The 14,471-nt window shown below is 66.4% G+C and carries 16 protein-coding genes; 6 read left to right on the forward strand and 10 right to left on the reverse strand.

From position 1 onward, the window contains the following. From JVX90_RS14730 to JVX90_RS14745, 4 genes are read right to left on the reverse strand one after another with little or no spacing between them, the layout of a single operon-like run. The gene (locus JVX90_RS14730) at positions 1 to 1,368 is read right to left on the reverse strand and encodes a cytochrome P450 (RefSeq protein ID WP_205329462.1); all 1,368 of its coding nucleotides are present in this window, start codon (positions 1,366 to 1,368) and stop codon (positions 1 to 3) included. Then, entirely contained in the window at positions 1,365 to 2,153 is a 789-nt protein-coding gene (locus JVX90_RS14735; RefSeq protein ID WP_205329463.1) for an SDR family oxidoreductase, read from the reverse strand. Before JVX90_RS14735 ends, JVX90_RS14730 begins: the two co-directional genes overlap by 4 nt. Positions 2,154 to 2,159: 6 nt before the next feature. Beyond that, the gene (locus JVX90_RS14740) at positions 2,160 to 3,410 is read right to left on the reverse strand and encodes a cytochrome P450 (protein ID WP_205329464.1); all 1,251 of its coding nucleotides are present in this window, start codon (positions 3,408 to 3,410) and stop codon (positions 2,160 to 2,162) included. Continuing rightward, positions 3,407 to 3,991 carry a TetR/AcrR family transcriptional regulator gene (locus JVX90_RS14745; protein ID WP_205329465.1) on the reverse strand — a complete coding sequence of 195 codons (585 nt, stop codon included), beginning with the start codon at positions 3,989 to 3,991 and terminating at the stop codon, positions 3,407 to 3,409. Before JVX90_RS14745 ends, JVX90_RS14740 begins: the two co-directional genes overlap by 4 nt. Positions 3,992 to 4,145: 154 nt before the next feature. Here JVX90_RS14745 and JVX90_RS14750 point away from each other — a divergent pair, with 154 nt between their 5' ends. The 6 genes from JVX90_RS14750 to JVX90_RS14775 all read left to right on the forward strand — a co-directional run bounded on the left by JVX90_RS14750 (position 4,146) and on the right by JVX90_RS14775 (position 9,350). After that, positions 4,146 to 5,609 carry an aldehyde dehydrogenase gene (locus JVX90_RS14750; RefSeq protein WP_205329466.1) on the forward strand — a complete coding sequence of 488 codons (1,464 nt, stop codon included), beginning with the start codon at positions 4,146 to 4,148 and terminating at the stop codon, positions 5,607 to 5,609. 60 nt (positions 5,610 to 5,669) lie between these two features. Next, the gene (locus tag JVX90_RS14755; protein ID WP_205329467.1) at positions 5,670 to 6,413 is read left to right on the forward strand and encodes an SDR family oxidoreductase; all 744 of its coding nucleotides are present in this window, start codon (positions 5,670 to 5,672) and stop codon (positions 6,411 to 6,413) included. Next, positions 6,410 to 7,294 carry an NAD(P)-dependent oxidoreductase gene (locus JVX90_RS14760; RefSeq protein WP_205329468.1) on the forward strand — a complete coding sequence of 295 codons (885 nt, stop codon included), beginning with the start codon at positions 6,410 to 6,412 and terminating at the stop codon, positions 7,292 to 7,294. The genes JVX90_RS14755 and JVX90_RS14760 overlap by 4 nt, the downstream gene beginning before the upstream one ends. Further along, positions 7,291 to 7,677 (forward strand): carboxymuconolactone decarboxylase family protein, encoded by a 387-nt coding sequence (locus tag JVX90_RS14765; protein WP_205329469.1) that lies wholly within the window; start codon positions 7,291 to 7,293, stop codon positions 7,675 to 7,677. The genes JVX90_RS14760 and JVX90_RS14765 overlap by 4 nt, the downstream gene beginning before the upstream one ends. Positions 7,678 to 7,687: 10 nt before the next feature. Continuing rightward, entirely contained in the window at positions 7,688 to 8,353 is a 666-nt protein-coding gene (locus tag JVX90_RS14770; protein ID WP_205329470.1) for a hotdog domain-containing protein, read from the forward strand. Positions 8,354 to 8,435: 82 nt separating this feature from the next. After that, positions 8,436 to 9,350, forward strand: a complete 915-nt coding sequence (locus JVX90_RS14775; RefSeq protein ID WP_240193915.1) for an amidohydrolase family protein — start codon at positions 8,436 to 8,438, stop codon at positions 9,348 to 9,350. Between the two features lie 46 nt (positions 9,351 to 9,396). Here the strand turns inward: JVX90_RS14775 and JVX90_RS14780 are convergent, their stop codons facing one another. The 6 genes from JVX90_RS14780 to JVX90_RS14805 are packed head-to-tail and all read right to left on the reverse strand — an operon-like array spanning position 9,397 to position 14,470. Then, positions 9,397 to 10,413, reverse strand: coding sequence for a cellulase family glycosylhydrolase (locus tag JVX90_RS14780; RefSeq protein ID WP_205329472.1), 1,017 nt, complete (start codon positions 10,411 to 10,413; stop codon positions 9,397 to 9,399). A gap of 2 nt (positions 10,414 to 10,415) precedes the next feature. Next, positions 10,416 to 11,171, reverse strand: coding sequence for a Wzz/FepE/Etk N-terminal domain-containing protein (locus tag JVX90_RS14785; RefSeq protein ID WP_205329473.1), 756 nt, complete (start codon positions 11,169 to 11,171; stop codon positions 10,416 to 10,418). Further along, positions 11,168 to 12,415 (reverse strand): O-antigen ligase family protein, encoded by a 1,248-nt coding sequence (locus tag JVX90_RS14790; protein ID WP_205329474.1) that lies wholly within the window; start codon positions 12,413 to 12,415, stop codon positions 11,168 to 11,170. Before JVX90_RS14790 ends, JVX90_RS14785 begins: the two co-directional genes overlap by 4 nt. Then, entirely contained in the window at positions 12,415 to 13,152 is a 738-nt protein-coding gene (locus tag JVX90_RS14795) for a hypothetical protein (protein ID WP_205329475.1), read from the reverse strand. Before JVX90_RS14795 ends, JVX90_RS14790 begins: the two co-directional genes overlap by 1 nt. Beyond that, positions 13,149 to 13,853, reverse strand: coding sequence for a hypothetical protein (locus JVX90_RS14800; RefSeq protein WP_205329476.1), 705 nt, complete (start codon positions 13,851 to 13,853; stop codon positions 13,149 to 13,151). Before JVX90_RS14800 ends, JVX90_RS14795 begins: the two co-directional genes overlap by 4 nt. Next, positions 13,850 to 14,470, reverse strand: coding sequence for a hypothetical protein (locus tag JVX90_RS14805; RefSeq protein ID WP_205329477.1), 621 nt, complete (start codon positions 14,468 to 14,470; stop codon positions 13,850 to 13,852). The genes JVX90_RS14800 and JVX90_RS14805 overlap by 4 nt, the downstream gene beginning before the upstream one ends. Between the last annotated feature and the right edge of the window lies 1 nt (position 14,471).

Here is a 14,471-nt window from a genome sequence, read left to right on the forward strand (position 1 = left end):
TCAGTTCCCTCCGGGTGCGGCGGCGCGACGCTTGTACGCCACGCGGCAGGGTTGTTGGAGTTGGACGACCATCTTCGAGTGGTCGTTCCGGTAGGTGTCCGGCTCCTGTGCGAGCGAGAACTCGTAGTTGCGAAGAAGCACCGAGAAGATGGCTTTGAGCTGCATCATCGCAAACTGCGCACCCACGCAGCGATGCCGTCCCGCACCGAACGGGATCCAGGTCCAACGGTTGACGAGGTCTTCCTGACGACCGTCGGCGTAGCGGTCCGGATCGAACACGTCCGGATCCGGGAAGTCGTCGGGCAGACGATTCGACACCGCGGGAGACACCGCGATGGACTGTCCCTTGGCGACCGTCACCCCGCCGACTTCGAACGCCTCTTGCACCACGCGCATCAAGATGATCAGCGGCGGATGCAGACGCAGCGCTTCTTTGAGAGCGCCTTCGAGCTTCGGAATCTGGCGCATCGCTGCGAACGAGTACTCGGTTCCATCGGCGTAGATGCCGTCCAGCTCGTCGGTCACCTGAGCCAGGTAGTCAGGATTCTTGAGCAGTTCGATCAGCGTCCATGCGGCCGTCCCCGACGTCGTGTGATGACCGGCGAACATCATAGAGATGAAGATGCCGGTGACAGTGTCGGCGCTGAACATGAACGTTCCGTCGTCGTTCTTCAGCGACACCAGGACATCGAGCAGGTCACGATCGTCCTTGTCCGTCGGCGGGTTCGCGATCCGGCGTTCCATCACACCACCGATGAACTCGACCAGTTCGGCACGCGCAGCGTCCCGCCGTCGGAAGCTCTCGATGTCGGCGTGCATGTCCACGTAGGCGATGGGGTCGGTGCCCTTCTCCAGCTCGTGATAGAGGTGGGCGATGTGGCCGGACAGCTCCTCGCGGAACTTCCGTCCTATCAGGCACGACGACGACGTGTACAGGGTCAACTCGGCGAAGAACTCGAGCAGGTCGACCTCACCCTCGTCACCCCAGTCGGCGATGATCCGCTCCACCTCGTTCGGGATCGTCACCGCATGCTGCTTCATGTGAGCACCCTTGAGCGCCTGATTGTGCAGCATCTCCGACCGACGTTCCGGGCTCGTGTCGAAGACGACGCCCTCGCCGAAGATCGGTGTCATGAACGGGTACGCGGCCCCCTGGTCGAGAACCTCGTCCGGAGCCCGGAAGAACTCCTCGTTGGCGGCGGCCCCGCTGACAAGCACCACGTCGCGGTCGGCGAGCTGAAAGTAGCCGACATCGCCGCATTCGGCGACGACCCGCCGGAACAGACCGATCGGATCACTCGCTAGTTCGTCGAGGTGCCCGTGCTCCCCGGTTCCGCCGGACACACGCTTAGCGGTCACGCTGTTCATGAGTTCTCCTTCGGTCGAGTGAGTTTGCCCTCGGCCTCCACGTCGACAGCCTTCATGTGCGCCCCCGGCGGGAGCGTGACCATGGAGACCACCGCGTGCGCGAGGTTCTCCGGGCTCAGGAAATGTCCGTGGCGGGCGAGCCCGAACGCGATCCAGTCGTTGAGCATCGCCTCGGTCGCCTGCTGGTCGAGATTCATGCCCATGCCTGTCAGCGTCTGCCCCGGCCGGACGAGGCCGGCGCGAACTCCGGTGCCCTCGAGTTCCATGTGGGCGGTCGCGACGAGTCCCTCCACACCGAATTTGGCGGCGACATACGCGGATGACCACGGTCGCGGATGTGAGACGACGTCGGAACTGATGAAAACGAAGTCGCCGCGTCGGCGTTCGATCATCGACGGCACCGCCGCGCGGTAGAGGCGGTAGGCGCCCACGAGGTGGATGTCGATCTGCGACGCCCACTCGTCGACCGGCATCTCGTGGGCCCGCCCGATCTGCAGGTCTCCGGCGCCGGCGACGACGATCTCGATGTCGCCGAGAGTCTCGGTCGCCTTGTCCAATGCCCTGACGACGGAATTGTTGTCGGTGACGTCCAATGCAACCGCGATCGCTTCGCCGCCCGCGTCGACGATCTCCGCAGCGGTCTGCGCGCATTTCTCAACGCGTCGTGCACCGAGCGCCACCGGGTAGCCGAGCGCGCCCAGTGCACGCGCCGTGGCTTCACCGATGCCCGACGACGCTCCGGCGATCAGCACCGGGCGACGATCGGGGTGAGGCTTGAATCCCACGTCGGGTCACCGAGCCTTCACGGTCATCGGCAGATCCGCGAAGCCGCGGACGTTCACCGAATGGACACGGACTGACCGTTCGACGTCAACGTCGAACGAGCGGACAGTGCGGGCGATCTGAGCCAGTCCGATCTCGGTCTCGAGTCGCGCCAGATGTGCGCCGAGACAGAAATGGGTGCCGAGGCCGAAGCTGAGGATGGTTCGCGAGCTCTCGCGACCGATCCGATACTGGTCGGCGTCGGGTCCGAACACCTCTTCGTCGCGGTTCGCCGAACCGACGAGCAACAGCACACGATCACCCGCGGGGATCGTCTTGCCGCCGTACTCCACATCCTCGAGCACCCTGCGCAACAGCATCTGCGTTGACGTGTCGTACCGCAGCGTCTCCTGCACCCAGGGTGTGACGGCGTCGAGTGCGTCGTCGTGCGACGTCGACGCGGCGATCACCGACGCCACCTGGTCGGGGCTCTGCGCACCCCAGAAGATCGAGTTGGCGAGCAGCTTCGTGGTGGTCTCGTTGCCCGCGACCACCATGAGCATCATGAAACCGATGATCTCCTGGTCCGTGAGTGCGGTCCGCTCTCCGCCCTCCACCAGTTCGGCGGCGGTGAGGGCGGAGATCAGATCGTCACCGGGGTTCTTCCGTCTCTCGGCGAGCAACGACGTGTAGAACCCGTGGAGATCGAGGTACGCGTGGATCGCGGCCGGCGGGACGTCGGTGACGCCTTCCTCCCGGTGGATCAACAGGTCGGACTGCTTGCGGAGATGGGCTCGATCGGCCTCCCCGACGCCGAGAAGCTCGGAGACGACGTCCATCGGAAGCAATCCGGCGAAGTCGTGGACGAAGTCGAACTCGCCCATCTGCAGGCACCGGTCCCAGTGCTTCGCAGTGAGTTCGGTGATGCGCGGCGCGAGCTCCGACACCCGCCGCGGCGTGAAGCCCTTCGACACCAGCTTGCGCAGCCGCAGGTGACGCGGGTCGTCCATCGCGAGGAAGCTCATCGCGTACTCGGCGTTCGAGTTGTACGACGCCGGGTCCATCGACACACCCCAGCTGTTCGACAGTCGGACGTTGTCACGGAACGCGTCCGCGACGTCCTCGTGGCGGGCGAGCGCCCAGAAGTCGCCGTCTGTGTTGCGGTAGACGGGGGCCTCTGCGCGCAGACGCGCATACGTGGGATACGGATCCTCGTGGAAGTCGTAGTCGTACGGGTCGAACGGGATGCGGTGCTGCATCCCCGCAGTCGTGACAGTCATTTCTGTCCCATCAGTAGGTGCGCGGCTGCGACGAGCCGCTCGGAGGTGGCCTCATAGCTGAGATGCCCCATGCCCGCGGTGACCAGACCGCCCGCGTACAGCATCTGCAGGGCGTCGATCACCTGGGCGGAGTTGTCGAGTTCGTCGCCGACAGCCGCGGCGAGGCGATCGTGGATGAATCCGCCGATGCGCCAGCGGAGGTGCTCCGACTCCGGGTCTCCGCCCAGGAGCGCAACTGTGACCGCGGCGCCGAGCTGCCCCTCGCCCGCTACGACCATCGCGACGCCGCGGAGAACCTCGGCGACCCGATCGTGCGGCGATGCGGACGGATCGGGCTCCGGCACGCCCACGGCGAGCCTGCGCCAGAACACCTCGGCGACGAGGTGACTCTTCGAGCTGAAGTACGTGTAGGCCGTCGCGGGAGCTACGCCCGCACGTTTGGCGACGTCCCGTACTGACAGCTTCTCGTAGCCTTCCGCCGAGAGGATCTCGACGGCGGCGTCGGCCATTTTTGCGATCTTCTCGGCCTGTTGCGGGGTGAGGCGACGACGGGTTGATTCGCTCTGCACGGATGCGGTCATGTCGATCACCGTACCCGCAAACTGAAACCACGTCTAGACACGTGTCCAGAATGATTTCCACGCCGACGCGCGTCATCGCCGTAGACACGACCGAATCCATGCCGTAGCTTCACTGGAACAACGGTTAGACACCTGTCCAGATTGGATTCCAACCATGGCTCTGCGCCCGGAAACCGCCTCCCACCTGCTCATCGACGGCGAACTCAGCCCCGGCGGACGCGGCACATTCGACGTCGTCAACCCTGCGACCGAAGAGGTTATCGGCCAAGCCGCCGACGCGTCCGACGACGACATGGACGCGGCGATCGCCGCGGCTCGTCGCGCTTTCGACACCACCGACTGGTCGAGAGACCACACGTTCCGAGCTCGGTGCATCCGCCAGCTTCGAGACGCCCTCCTCGCCCACGTGGACGAACTCCGTGACCTCACCGTCGCCGAGGTCGGCTGTCCGGTGTTCCTCACCCACGGCCCGCAACTCGTCGGTCCGATCACCGACCTCGGCTACTTCGCCGACCTCGCCGAGAGTTACGAATGGCGACGCGATCTCGGCGAAGCGTCCCCGATGGGGATCAAGAACACTCGCGAACTGCGCTCCGAAGCCGTCGGTGTGGTCGGCGCCATCACCCCGTGGAACTTCCCGCACCAGATCAACTTCGCCAAGATCGGGCCGGCGCTCGCCGCGGGATGCACCGTGGTCCTCAAACCCGCCCCCGACACCCCGTGGTGTGCAGCTCTGATCGGCAAGGTGATCAACGAGGAGACCGACTTCCCCGCAGGCGTGATCAACATCGTGACCGGTACCGACCACCGACTGGGCTCCCGGCTCTCCACCGATCCGCGTGTCGACCTGGTGTCGTTCACCGGCTCCACCGCCACCGGCCGAGCAGTGATGGCCGACGCCGCGCCCACCCTCAAGAAGGTGTTCCTCGAACTCGGAGGCAAGTCGGCGTTCCTGGTCCTCGACGACGCGGACCTTCGAGCCGCCTGCTCGATGGCCGCGTTCTCGGTCGTCACCCACGCCGGCCAGGGCTGCGCCATCACCACCCGACTTGTGGTCCCCCGCGAACAACTCGCTGAGGCCACCGAACTCACCCGCAACGCGATGGCCGGTCTGACCGCCGACGATCCCACCAAGCCAGGAACCATCTGCGGGCCAGTCATCTCCGCACGCCAACGCGACCGCGTCGAAGGCTACGTGCAGCTCGCGCGAGACGAAGGCGGCACCGTCGAGATCGGCGGAGAGCGCCCCGACCGTCCGGGCTTCTACGTCGCGCCGACTCTCGTCTCCGGCCTCGACAACAGCGCTCGCGTGGCTCAGGAGGAGATCTTCGGCCCGGTGCTCGTGATCCTCCCCCACGACGGGGATCAGGACGCGATCGACATCGCCAACGACTCCCCGTACGGACTGTCCGGTGCCGTCTGGGGCTCCGATCCCGTCCGCATCAATGCCGTCGTCGACGGCGTCCGCACCGGGACCATGGGAGTCAACGGCGGCATCTGGTACTCCGCCGACGTCCCCTTCGGCGGCTACAAGCAGTCGGGCATCGGCCGCGAGATGGGGGTGGCCGGGTTTGAGGAGTACCTCGAAACCAAAGCCGTCGCTACCCCGGTCTCCTGAACGCCCCCTCCCCCGGGTGGGCGAAGCGTCTACACCCTCAAACCCAGCTAGGAGAAACAAATGACTGATCGAAACAATCGATTCACCGACAAGATCGCGATCGTGACCGGCGCGGCGGGCGGCATCGGCGAAGCCTACGCGCGTGCCCTCGCGGCTGAAGGCGCGACGGTGATCATCGCCGACGTGAACGACGAGGCAGGCCAGGCAGTCGCCGAGTCGATCGGCGGAACCTACGTGCACACCGATGTGTCCGACCCCGAATCGGCGGCCAATCTCGCGAAGACCGTCGTCGACGCACACGGCCGCATCGACGCGCTGGTCAACAACGCCGCCATCTACGGCGGGATGAAACTCGACTTCCTGACCACCGTGCCGTGGGACTACTACAAGAAGTTCATGAGCGTGAACCTCGACGGGGCACTCAACGTGACTCGCGCCTGCTACCAGCACATGCGGCACGGCGGGGCGATCGTCAACCAGTCGTCGACGGCCGCATGGGTGTACAGCGGCTTCTACGGGCTCGCGAAGGTCGGCGTCAACGGGCTCACTCAGCAGCTCGCCGTTGAACTCGGCGGCCAGCGTGTTCGGATCAACGCGATCGCTCCCGGGCCCATCGACACCGAAGCGACCCGCAACAGCACGCCTGAGGCCATTGTGAAAGACATGGTCTCCAAACTGCCGATCGGACGCATGGGAACACCTGACGACCTCGTCGGAATGTGCTTGTTCCTGCTGTCCGACGAGGCGTCGTGGATCACCGGCCAGATCTTCAACGTCGACGGAGGGCAGGTCATCCGCTCGTGAGCCCCGACGACAAGACTCTCCGGCTCGGCTACGTCGGACTCGGCAACATCGGTCGACCGATGGCGACGCGGTTCGTCGATGCACCGGGCGGCCTCACCGTGTTCGACGTCGATCATCTCGCCGTCGCCGAGCTCGTCGACGCCGGCGCCTCCGCCGCCGACTCGCTGTCCGCTCTCGGCGGAGCCTGCGACCTCGTCAGCATCTGTGTACGAGACGACGTGCAGGTGCGCGACGTCGTTGACGGACTGCTCCCAACGATGGCGGCCGGGTCGATGATCGTCGTGCACTCGACGATCTCGCCCGAGACCGCTACCGACCTCGCGTCCGTGTGCGGAGCATCCGGTGTGACTCTTCTCGACGCGCCGATCTCCGGCGGCGCTGTCGGCGCGAAGGACGGCAGGCTCGCGATCATGGTCGGCGGCGACCGCACCGCGTACGACCATGCCAAGCCGGCTCTCGCCCTGGCAGGCGACATGATCGTCCACGCAGGCGACCGCGCGGGCGACGGCACGCGGATGAAGCTCGCTCGCAACCTGCTGCACTTCGTGTCGTTCACCGCGACCACTGAGGCCGCTCGTCTCGCCGAAGCCGCGGGCATCGACATCGGCAAACTCGGCCGGGTCGTCCGGCACACCGACGCCATCACCGGCGGAGCCGGCGCGATCATGCTACGGGACACGACCGCGCCGATCGCACCGGACGACTTCTGGTTCGGCGTCTTCACCCACGTCCGCGACCTCGGCGAGAAGGATCTCGGTCTGGCCCTGGCGCTCGCTGACGACCTCGGCGTCGACCTCCCGCTCGGCCGACTCGCCCTGCGCGACCTCGCCGCCGGGCTCGGCGTACCCACTACCGACTCGTCCGAACAAGGAGAATCATGACTGAACCGACCGAACTCACCGACCAGCGCCGCAAGGGTCTGGCGATGATGACCGAGGTGTACGGCTGGGAGATGTCCGACGGCCCGGGCGACTTCTTCGCTCACACCGCCGACCAGGTGTTCGGCGAGGTGTGGAGCCGCGAAGGACTCACCCACCGCGATCGTCGGCTGATCCTCCTCGGGGCACTCGCCGCCAACGGGATGACCGACGTCGCCGAGATCCAGGCAGGTGCGGCACTGGGCAATGGCGAACTCTCGCCCGAGGAACTCAATGAGATCGGACTGTTCCTCTGCTACTACGTCGGCTGGCCGCTCGGAACCAAGATGACCATGATGTTCGGCGAAGTGATCAAGAAGCACCGGCGCTCCCAGCGTTCGGAATAAGGTCAGCCGCATGGACTTTCGCTTGGAAGACATCGACGACGCCGAGGTGGAACGCCGCCTGTCGATTGTCGAGCCCCTCACCGACGCCGTGCGCGAACTGGTCGACGCCGTCATCCGCACCGAAGTAGACGATGCCGAGTTGGTCGACGCACGCGAGCAGATCGAGGCGATCGTCGCTCGCCTGCGCGCGCAGCAGAAGGACAAGGGTTACGGCGTCGCATTCACCCGTGACTTCACCGGCATGCCGTGGGGCAACGCCGCGACCGGTGCGCGCAACGCCGTCGCGCCGCCGTTGCGCATCAAGAAGGTCGACGGCGTGACCCGAGCCGACGTTGTGCTCGGCGCAGCGTACGAGGGCCCCGGCGGGCACGTGCACGGCGGCGTTGCGGCACTTCTGCTCGACCAGTTGGTCGGTGAGACCGCTGCCGCCGACCACATGCCCAGTTTCACCGGCACGTTGACGGTGCGTTACCTGCGTCCGACACCGCTCGGCCCGGTCACCCTCGAAGGGCAGGTCACGGGGACCGACGGCCGCAAGACCTTTGTGCACGGCGAACTGTCCGACGCGGACGGCGTCACCGTCGAGGCCGAGGCGATCATGATTGCGCCGAAGAACTTCCCGGCCCGCGACGCGATCATCTCCACGATCTCCAAGTTGGAGAGCGACAGCGCCTGACCCTTGAGCAATCGCGTCCACCACCCGTGGTTGTCGTGCCCGCCGCTTCGTGGACGGGCATGCTATGGGTAGCGTCGATCACATGTGTGACGACCACGATGTCCAGCCGTTCACGACCGCCGAGGTCGATGCCGTCCGCGAAGCGTGGCAGAGCATCGGGCTCCCCGGCATCATCGACGTCCACACTCACTTCATGCCGGGCCGTGTCATGGACAAGGTGTGGGCGTACTTCGACTCCGCGGGCCCGATGCTCGGACGAGAATGGCCCATCGCCTACCGGGCCGACGAAGAGGTCCGCGTGTCGACCCTGCGTTCGTTCGGAGCTCTCGCGTACTCGTCGATGATCTACCCGCACAAGCCGGCGATGGCTCAGTGGCTGAACTCGTGGGGCGTCGAGTTCGCGGCCACTCACCCGGACTGCCTCCAGACCGCGACGTTCTACCCCGAGCCCGGCGCGGGCGTGTACGTCGGCGAGGCGATCGAGGCCGGCGCCCGAGTCTTCAAGTCGCACATCCAGGTCGGGGCCTACTCCCCGATCGACCCCCTCCTCGACGATGTGTGGGGTCGCATAGACGATGCACAGGTCCCGGTTGTGATCCACTGCGGCTCCGGTCCCGCTCCGGGCGAGTTCACCGGCCCCGACCGCATCAAGACCCTGCTGGCACGGTTCCCGACTCTCCCGCTGATCGTCGCGCACATGGGAACACCGGAGTATGCATCCTTCCTCGATCTCGCCGAGCAGTACGAGAACGTCCATCTCGACACGACGATGTCGTTCACCGATTTCTCCGAGCAGGGCGCGCCGTACCCGAGGGACCTGATGCCGCGTGTCCAGGCGCTCGGCTCGAAGATCCTGTTCGGCTCCGACTTCCCGAACATCCCGTACAGCTACCGCCACGCCCTCGACGCCGTCATCCGCCTCGATCTCGGCGACGACTGGGTCCGCGGCGTCCTGCATGACAACGCCGCCCGGCTCTTTGACGTACAGCCGGTGTGACGCTGTTGTCCAGCGACGGGTTCACCGTCGGCGCCGCGGCCGCCTCTCAGCGCGGCGCGAGACGCGAGACGATCGGCTTCGGACTGTAGTCGTAGCGGTACAACCCGAAGTTGAGGTCGGCGATCGACGGGTCGGTACTCCAGTCCTTGGTGGTGAAGAGGAACATCGGACCCATGGCCCGCTGACGCCGGACGAACGCCATGCTCGCCATGATGATGTCCGCTTGCTTCGACTCGCTGACTGCGATGTCGCTGGTCCCGGTCGGCTGGCCCCACTCGGTGATCCAGATCTTCTTCCCGCCATCGCCGCGCGAGTTCATCACGGTGCGCACCGCACTGATCGTCGGGTCCGATCCTGTCGCGCCCAGGACCTGCGGGAACGTGTACGGGTGCAGCCCGACCGCATCGAACGATCGTCCCGCACCCGCCAGATAGAGACTGGCCAGATAGGCACTGACACCGATGCCGCTGACGTCCGGTGACAGCCCGCCGGACACCACCACCGCGTTCTGGTCGGCCGCTTTGATCTTCGGATAGCTCAACTTCAGCAACTGCGCGTAGGCCACCGGATCCGGATTGATCCAATACCCGCGCAGGTTGGGTTCGTTCCACAGTTCCCACGCGGCCGCCCGCCCCCGGTACCGCTGGGCCAACACTCCCGCGAACGACGCGTAGTCCGCCGCCGACCGTGGCGGCGAACCCTGGACATTCGGGTACACCGCCGCCCAGGCGGGGGCGGGTCCCGCAACGAGCCCTAGGACCCGGAGACCGTGGTTTCGAGCCGCATCGACGGCAGCGTCGATCCGGTCCCACCGATAGTCGCCCGGCAGCGGCTCGGTTTCGTTCCAGTTCACGAAGATGCGTATCCACGATCCTCCCACCGCCGCGATCGCCGCGGCTTCCCGCTCGTAGCCGGCAGGTGTCCGATCAGCGAGAGTCGCGATGCTGGCCACGCCGAACTCGGCGGTCACGGCACGCGCAGGCGACACCGTGTCCACATTCGCGGTCGCCGCGGAGAGCGCCACCAACACCACAACGAGCATGGCAGTGAGTCGTCTGATCACCTTTACGTCCCATCTCTTCGGTGATGGCGCGCGGTCGACGCAGTCGTCGGCGGCGTCACCACCGGGAACTGTTCGGTGTCAGCGGTGCCGTCCGACGTCGACGACGCGGTCGCCTCGCCCGCGGCCGGTCGATCCTCAGTGTCCTCCGCCCCACGCGATTCGGCAGCCGAACGACGACGCCGTTGTAGGGCAAGAGCTGCAAGAACTCCGACAATCGCACCTAGTACGGCACCCGCACCGCCGGTAACCGGGTCGACGAGCGGATCGCGGACTGCGCCCTGAGTGCTCGGATCGACGATCTGCAAACGCAGCGCGCCCGGTCCACCCGCCTGGGGCGCCTCGAGTTTGTCGACGAGCCCGGTCAGATCCTGCGCGACGGCCAGCGCCAACTTCGGCGCATCGGTGGCGTTCTCGGTACGGATGGTGATGTCCATGACCACCGTCTGCGGCGGCACGCTCACCGTCATGTCGGCGATCACCGCGGCCGTCGACGTCGCCACCCCTGCCGCGTCGATGGCACGACTGACAACGGACGGATCGCTCGCCAGAGTCGCGAAGCTGCGGACACTTGTCTGCGCGGCCTGCGTTCCCTGATAGGCCTCAAGGAGATCCGCGGTCCCGGACACCACGTACAGACGGACGGTCGCCGAGTACATGCGAGGCTGCATCAGTGAGTAGCCGACCGCTCCCCCGACACCGAGAACGATGCAGGCGACGATGATCATCCAGCGCTGAGCGATCAGCGACACGAGCTTCATACGGGCTCCTTGACGTGAGGCGCGCGGACACGCGCACCTCGGTAGACGAAGAACGGGAGGATCGCGGCGAACGGCGCAATGCCGAGGAAGTACGGGACATAAACGGCCTCCATCGACGAGATGCAGAGGATCGTGGCGAAGTACACGACCAGCCACCCCCGCTCCCGGTGGGTGACCGACAGGGTCTTCACAACAGCGGCGACGACGATGACGACCGCGCCCCACACACCGGTCGACAGCAGAATCTCGAACCAGCCGTTGTGTGGGGAGTAGTTCGCGGTGAAGAGGGTCGACCGCCCGGAGTCCACCCAGTACGCGGGGTTGTACCCGAACATCAGCTGATCGGGAATGAGCCGCCGTGCCTCGTTCCACAGGTACCCCCGCAGGCTGAAGTCCGTCTCCGAGTAGCCGGCGTAGAGCGGGAAGAACGAGAACACGAGCGAACCCAGGAACAGCACACCGAGCCCGACATCACGTAGACGGCGATGCGGATCCGTCGACAGCAGGAGCGAACCCGCGCAAGCCACGCCGATTCCGATGAACGCGGTACGACTTCCCGCCAAGAGCCCGACCGCCCCGACTCCGACTACGAGGGCGATCACCCGGAGGGGCTCTGCTCGGTAGGCGACGAACGGCAGCAATGCGGTGACCATGATCCCGGCGAGGTTGCCGTTGCCCGCGAACGGCGAGGTCAACGCGGCCCCGATGTCGGTGCACTTGTCGATGCGACAATCCCCCACGACTGCGGAGGCGTTGAACGTGACCGATGCGAGGACACAGACGACCGACCCGACCAACGCGACTCGAGCCGCGTCGCCGACCTGCGCCAACGACACGTCGGACGTCCGGAGCACAAACCCCGCGAAGATCAGGACTGCGATGATCAGGTTCAGATGCTTGTCGGACGAGTCGATGACCATGGCGACGCCCGCCCCGACAAACAGGGAGGCGAGCATGGCCGCCGCGGGATCGACGACCAGCCGGTCCCTGGCGAGAGCACGGCCGACGGCAGCGAGACTGCAGAGCACCGCGGGCGCATACAGCAGCACCGTGAACTTCGATCCCGCAGACGGCGCGTCGGACCACAGCAGGGGCGCTATCGCGTAGATGACCACGATCGGCCACCCCGTGACCGACCCGACCCACAGGCCAGTCGTCGTGTCGAGACGCGCGAGCAGGCCACGGTCCCAGCATCCGATGAGGAGCGCAACCGCCGCCACCGCGAGAACCGCCGACGATCCCATCAGCCCGCCCAGAGTTCCGCGAATGCTGCGGGCTTCAGGTCGGGGGTCGCCTCGTAGAGCTCCCAGGTCGCGACGGGTCCGCGGTACGTACCGATCCGTGGGTCGGTGAGCGTGACCGCGGTGTCGTCCGGGAGCAGCACGGTCACGGTCGAGCCGACGAGTTGCACCTCGAACCGTGCACTCGACTTCTCGATCGGCGACCGATACCGTCCCCGCGCCAGCACGTCCTGTGCACGAGTGCCCTCCGGCCAGACGGCATAGCTCCACCCGTCCGGGTCGGCGACGAAATGGACGGCTGCGCTCGGTGCCGGATCGTCCTCCGACTTCGGCACCGGGTGCGCGCCGACCAGCAGCGCGATCGCCCCGGATGTTCCCCCGTCGGGGAAGCGGACGGTGGCGCCGATGCGGGTGACTGCATCGGCGGCCACCGACGTCGACGTGTAGAGCGCGGCCCCCGGCGCCTCGGGCGCTCCGTGGACGAGGAGCCCGTCGTGCACTCGAAAGCTCGGTACCCCGTTACGTCCGCGGTCGATCACGGTGAAACCCCGCAGCGGGGTCGACGGATCGTCGAAGCGGACGTGCACCTGTGCGGTGCCGGCAGCGGCGGGGGCGTGCGACGTCGGGACCACGGAGTGTGTCGACGTCCCGTCCGCCGGATCCGGGTTGGATGAGCACCCGGACAGCACGAGGGCACCGATCGTCACGACGGCCGCCGTCGTTCCGCGCGCAGAAGTCACAGGTCGCGCACCTCCCGAACCGGTGTGAAGAAACCGTCCCGATGCCACCAACTGCAGTCGGGAAGGTCCTTGCGCCAGCGTGCGGGCGAGCCGGCGTACAGTCCCTGCGGCAGTTCCTCGTCGGGACGTGCCGCGGTGACCGTCGACCCTGCGGCAACGATCGAGTAGGCGGGGACGCGAGCGTCTTTCAAGACCAGGCACGCAGTGGCGAGCATGGCGTTCTCGCCGATGCGCACGATGCCGACCGTCGTCTCATTGGCGACGATGTCGATCTCATGGGATTGCATGACGGTGCGGATGCCGCCGATTCCGGCGCGTCGGTCGAGCTCGATCCGCCCCGACACGTCGAAGTAGTGGCGATTGGTGATGATCGACTCGTCACCCATCACCAGGACGCCGCACCGGTCGCTGAACTCCTGGTACGCCGGGGCCGCCGTGACCTGGTTGAGCCTTCCGATGAACACGCCGTCGCCGATCTCGATGCGCGAGGCACTGCGGAACACGTTGAACGGGGACACGATCGACCCCGCACCGACCGTGAAGGTTCCGCACCCCAGCACCAGGTTGGGTCCGATTCTGGCGGTGTCGGAGATCGTGTGCCCGAGTCTGCGCAACAGCCAGACCTTGATCGGGGTGTGCGGCAGCAACCACGCCACCAGGCTGATGAAGGTGTTCGGTCGACTCGACGTCGAACGCGTCATGGTGTCTCTCCAATCGGTTCCGGTCCCCGACGGACATACGACGACGCCGCGGCGCGACGTCGGAGGTACAGGGTGATCCCGACCGCGGTCACCGCGGCGATGATCGACAACGCTCCGGTTCGCTGAATCGAGCGGTCGAAAGCCGCCGTCGCAGGCGCCGCGTCGATCACATGAACGGTGATCGGTGTCGGCGCTTCCAGTTCGGGAACCACCACCGCGAACTCTTCTGCGACGGCGGTCGCCGCCCTCGTCGAGACGTCCGGGTCGTCGGTCCGCACCTCGAAGTCGACGATTGTCGTCGTATGCGGCGACGTCACCCGGATCGCGGCCCGAAGCCGGTCGCTGGTCAGATCCAAGTGCTGCCGATCGATGACGCGACGCAGGAAGCTCTCGCTGTAAACCAGCACCGCGTACGACTCGATCGCGACCGAGAACATCGCGGGGACCCCGGCGTCGTATCCGATGTTCGGTCGGCCCTTCATCGGCGAGGCGAGGAGCACCGCGCGCGAGGTCGCCTGGTAGACGCCGCTCTGCGCGATCACAGTTGCCGTCGCCCCGGCCAGCACGACGATCACCGCGACCGCGGCGACGACCGTGGCGCCGATTCTGCTGCTCACC

It is taken from the genome of Gordonia sp. PDNC005 (assembly GCF_016919385.1).
Classification (GTDB): domain Bacteria; phylum Actinomycetota; class Actinomycetes; order Mycobacteriales; family Mycobacteriaceae; genus Gordonia.

Excerpts from the sequence above, each read along its gene's own strand:
- JVX90_RS14730 (WP_205329462.1), bottom strand. The coding sequence starts at position 1,368 with ATGAACAGCGTGACCGCTAAGCGTGTGTCCGGCGGAACCGGGGAGCAC.
- JVX90_RS14740 (WP_205329464.1), bottom strand. The coding sequence starts at position 3,410 with ATGACTGTCACGACTGCGGGGATGCAGCACCGCATCCCGTTCGACCCG.
- JVX90_RS14745 (WP_205329465.1), bottom strand. The coding sequence starts at position 3,991 with ATGACCGCATCCGTGCAGAGCGAATCAACCCGTCGTCGCCTCACCCCG.
- JVX90_RS14750 (WP_205329466.1), top strand. The coding sequence starts at position 4,146 with ATGGCTCTGCGCCCGGAAACCGCCTCCCACCTGCTCATCGACGGCGAA.
- JVX90_RS14755 (WP_205329467.1), top strand. The coding sequence starts at position 5,670 with ATGACTGATCGAAACAATCGATTCACCGACAAGATCGCGATCGTGACC.
- JVX90_RS14765 (WP_205329469.1), top strand. The coding sequence starts at position 7,291 with ATGACTGAACCGACCGAACTCACCGACCAGCGCCGCAAGGGTCTGGCG.
- JVX90_RS14770 (WP_205329470.1), top strand. The coding sequence starts at position 7,688 with ATGGACTTTCGCTTGGAAGACATCGACGACGCCGAGGTGGAACGCCGC.
- JVX90_RS14775 (WP_240193915.1), top strand. The coding sequence starts at position 8,436 with ATGTGTGACGACCACGATGTCCAGCCGTTCACGACCGCCGAGGTCGAT.
- JVX90_RS14785 (WP_205329473.1), bottom strand. The coding sequence starts at position 11,171 with ATGAAGCTCGTGTCGCTGATCGCTCAGCGCTGGATGATCATCGTCGCC.
- JVX90_RS14790 (WP_205329474.1), bottom strand. The coding sequence starts at position 12,415 with ATGGGATCGTCGGCGGTTCTCGCGGTGGCGGCGGTTGCGCTCCTCATC.
- JVX90_RS14800 (WP_205329476.1), bottom strand. The coding sequence starts at position 13,853 with ATGACGCGTTCGACGTCGAGTCGACCGAACACCTTCATCAGCCTGGTG.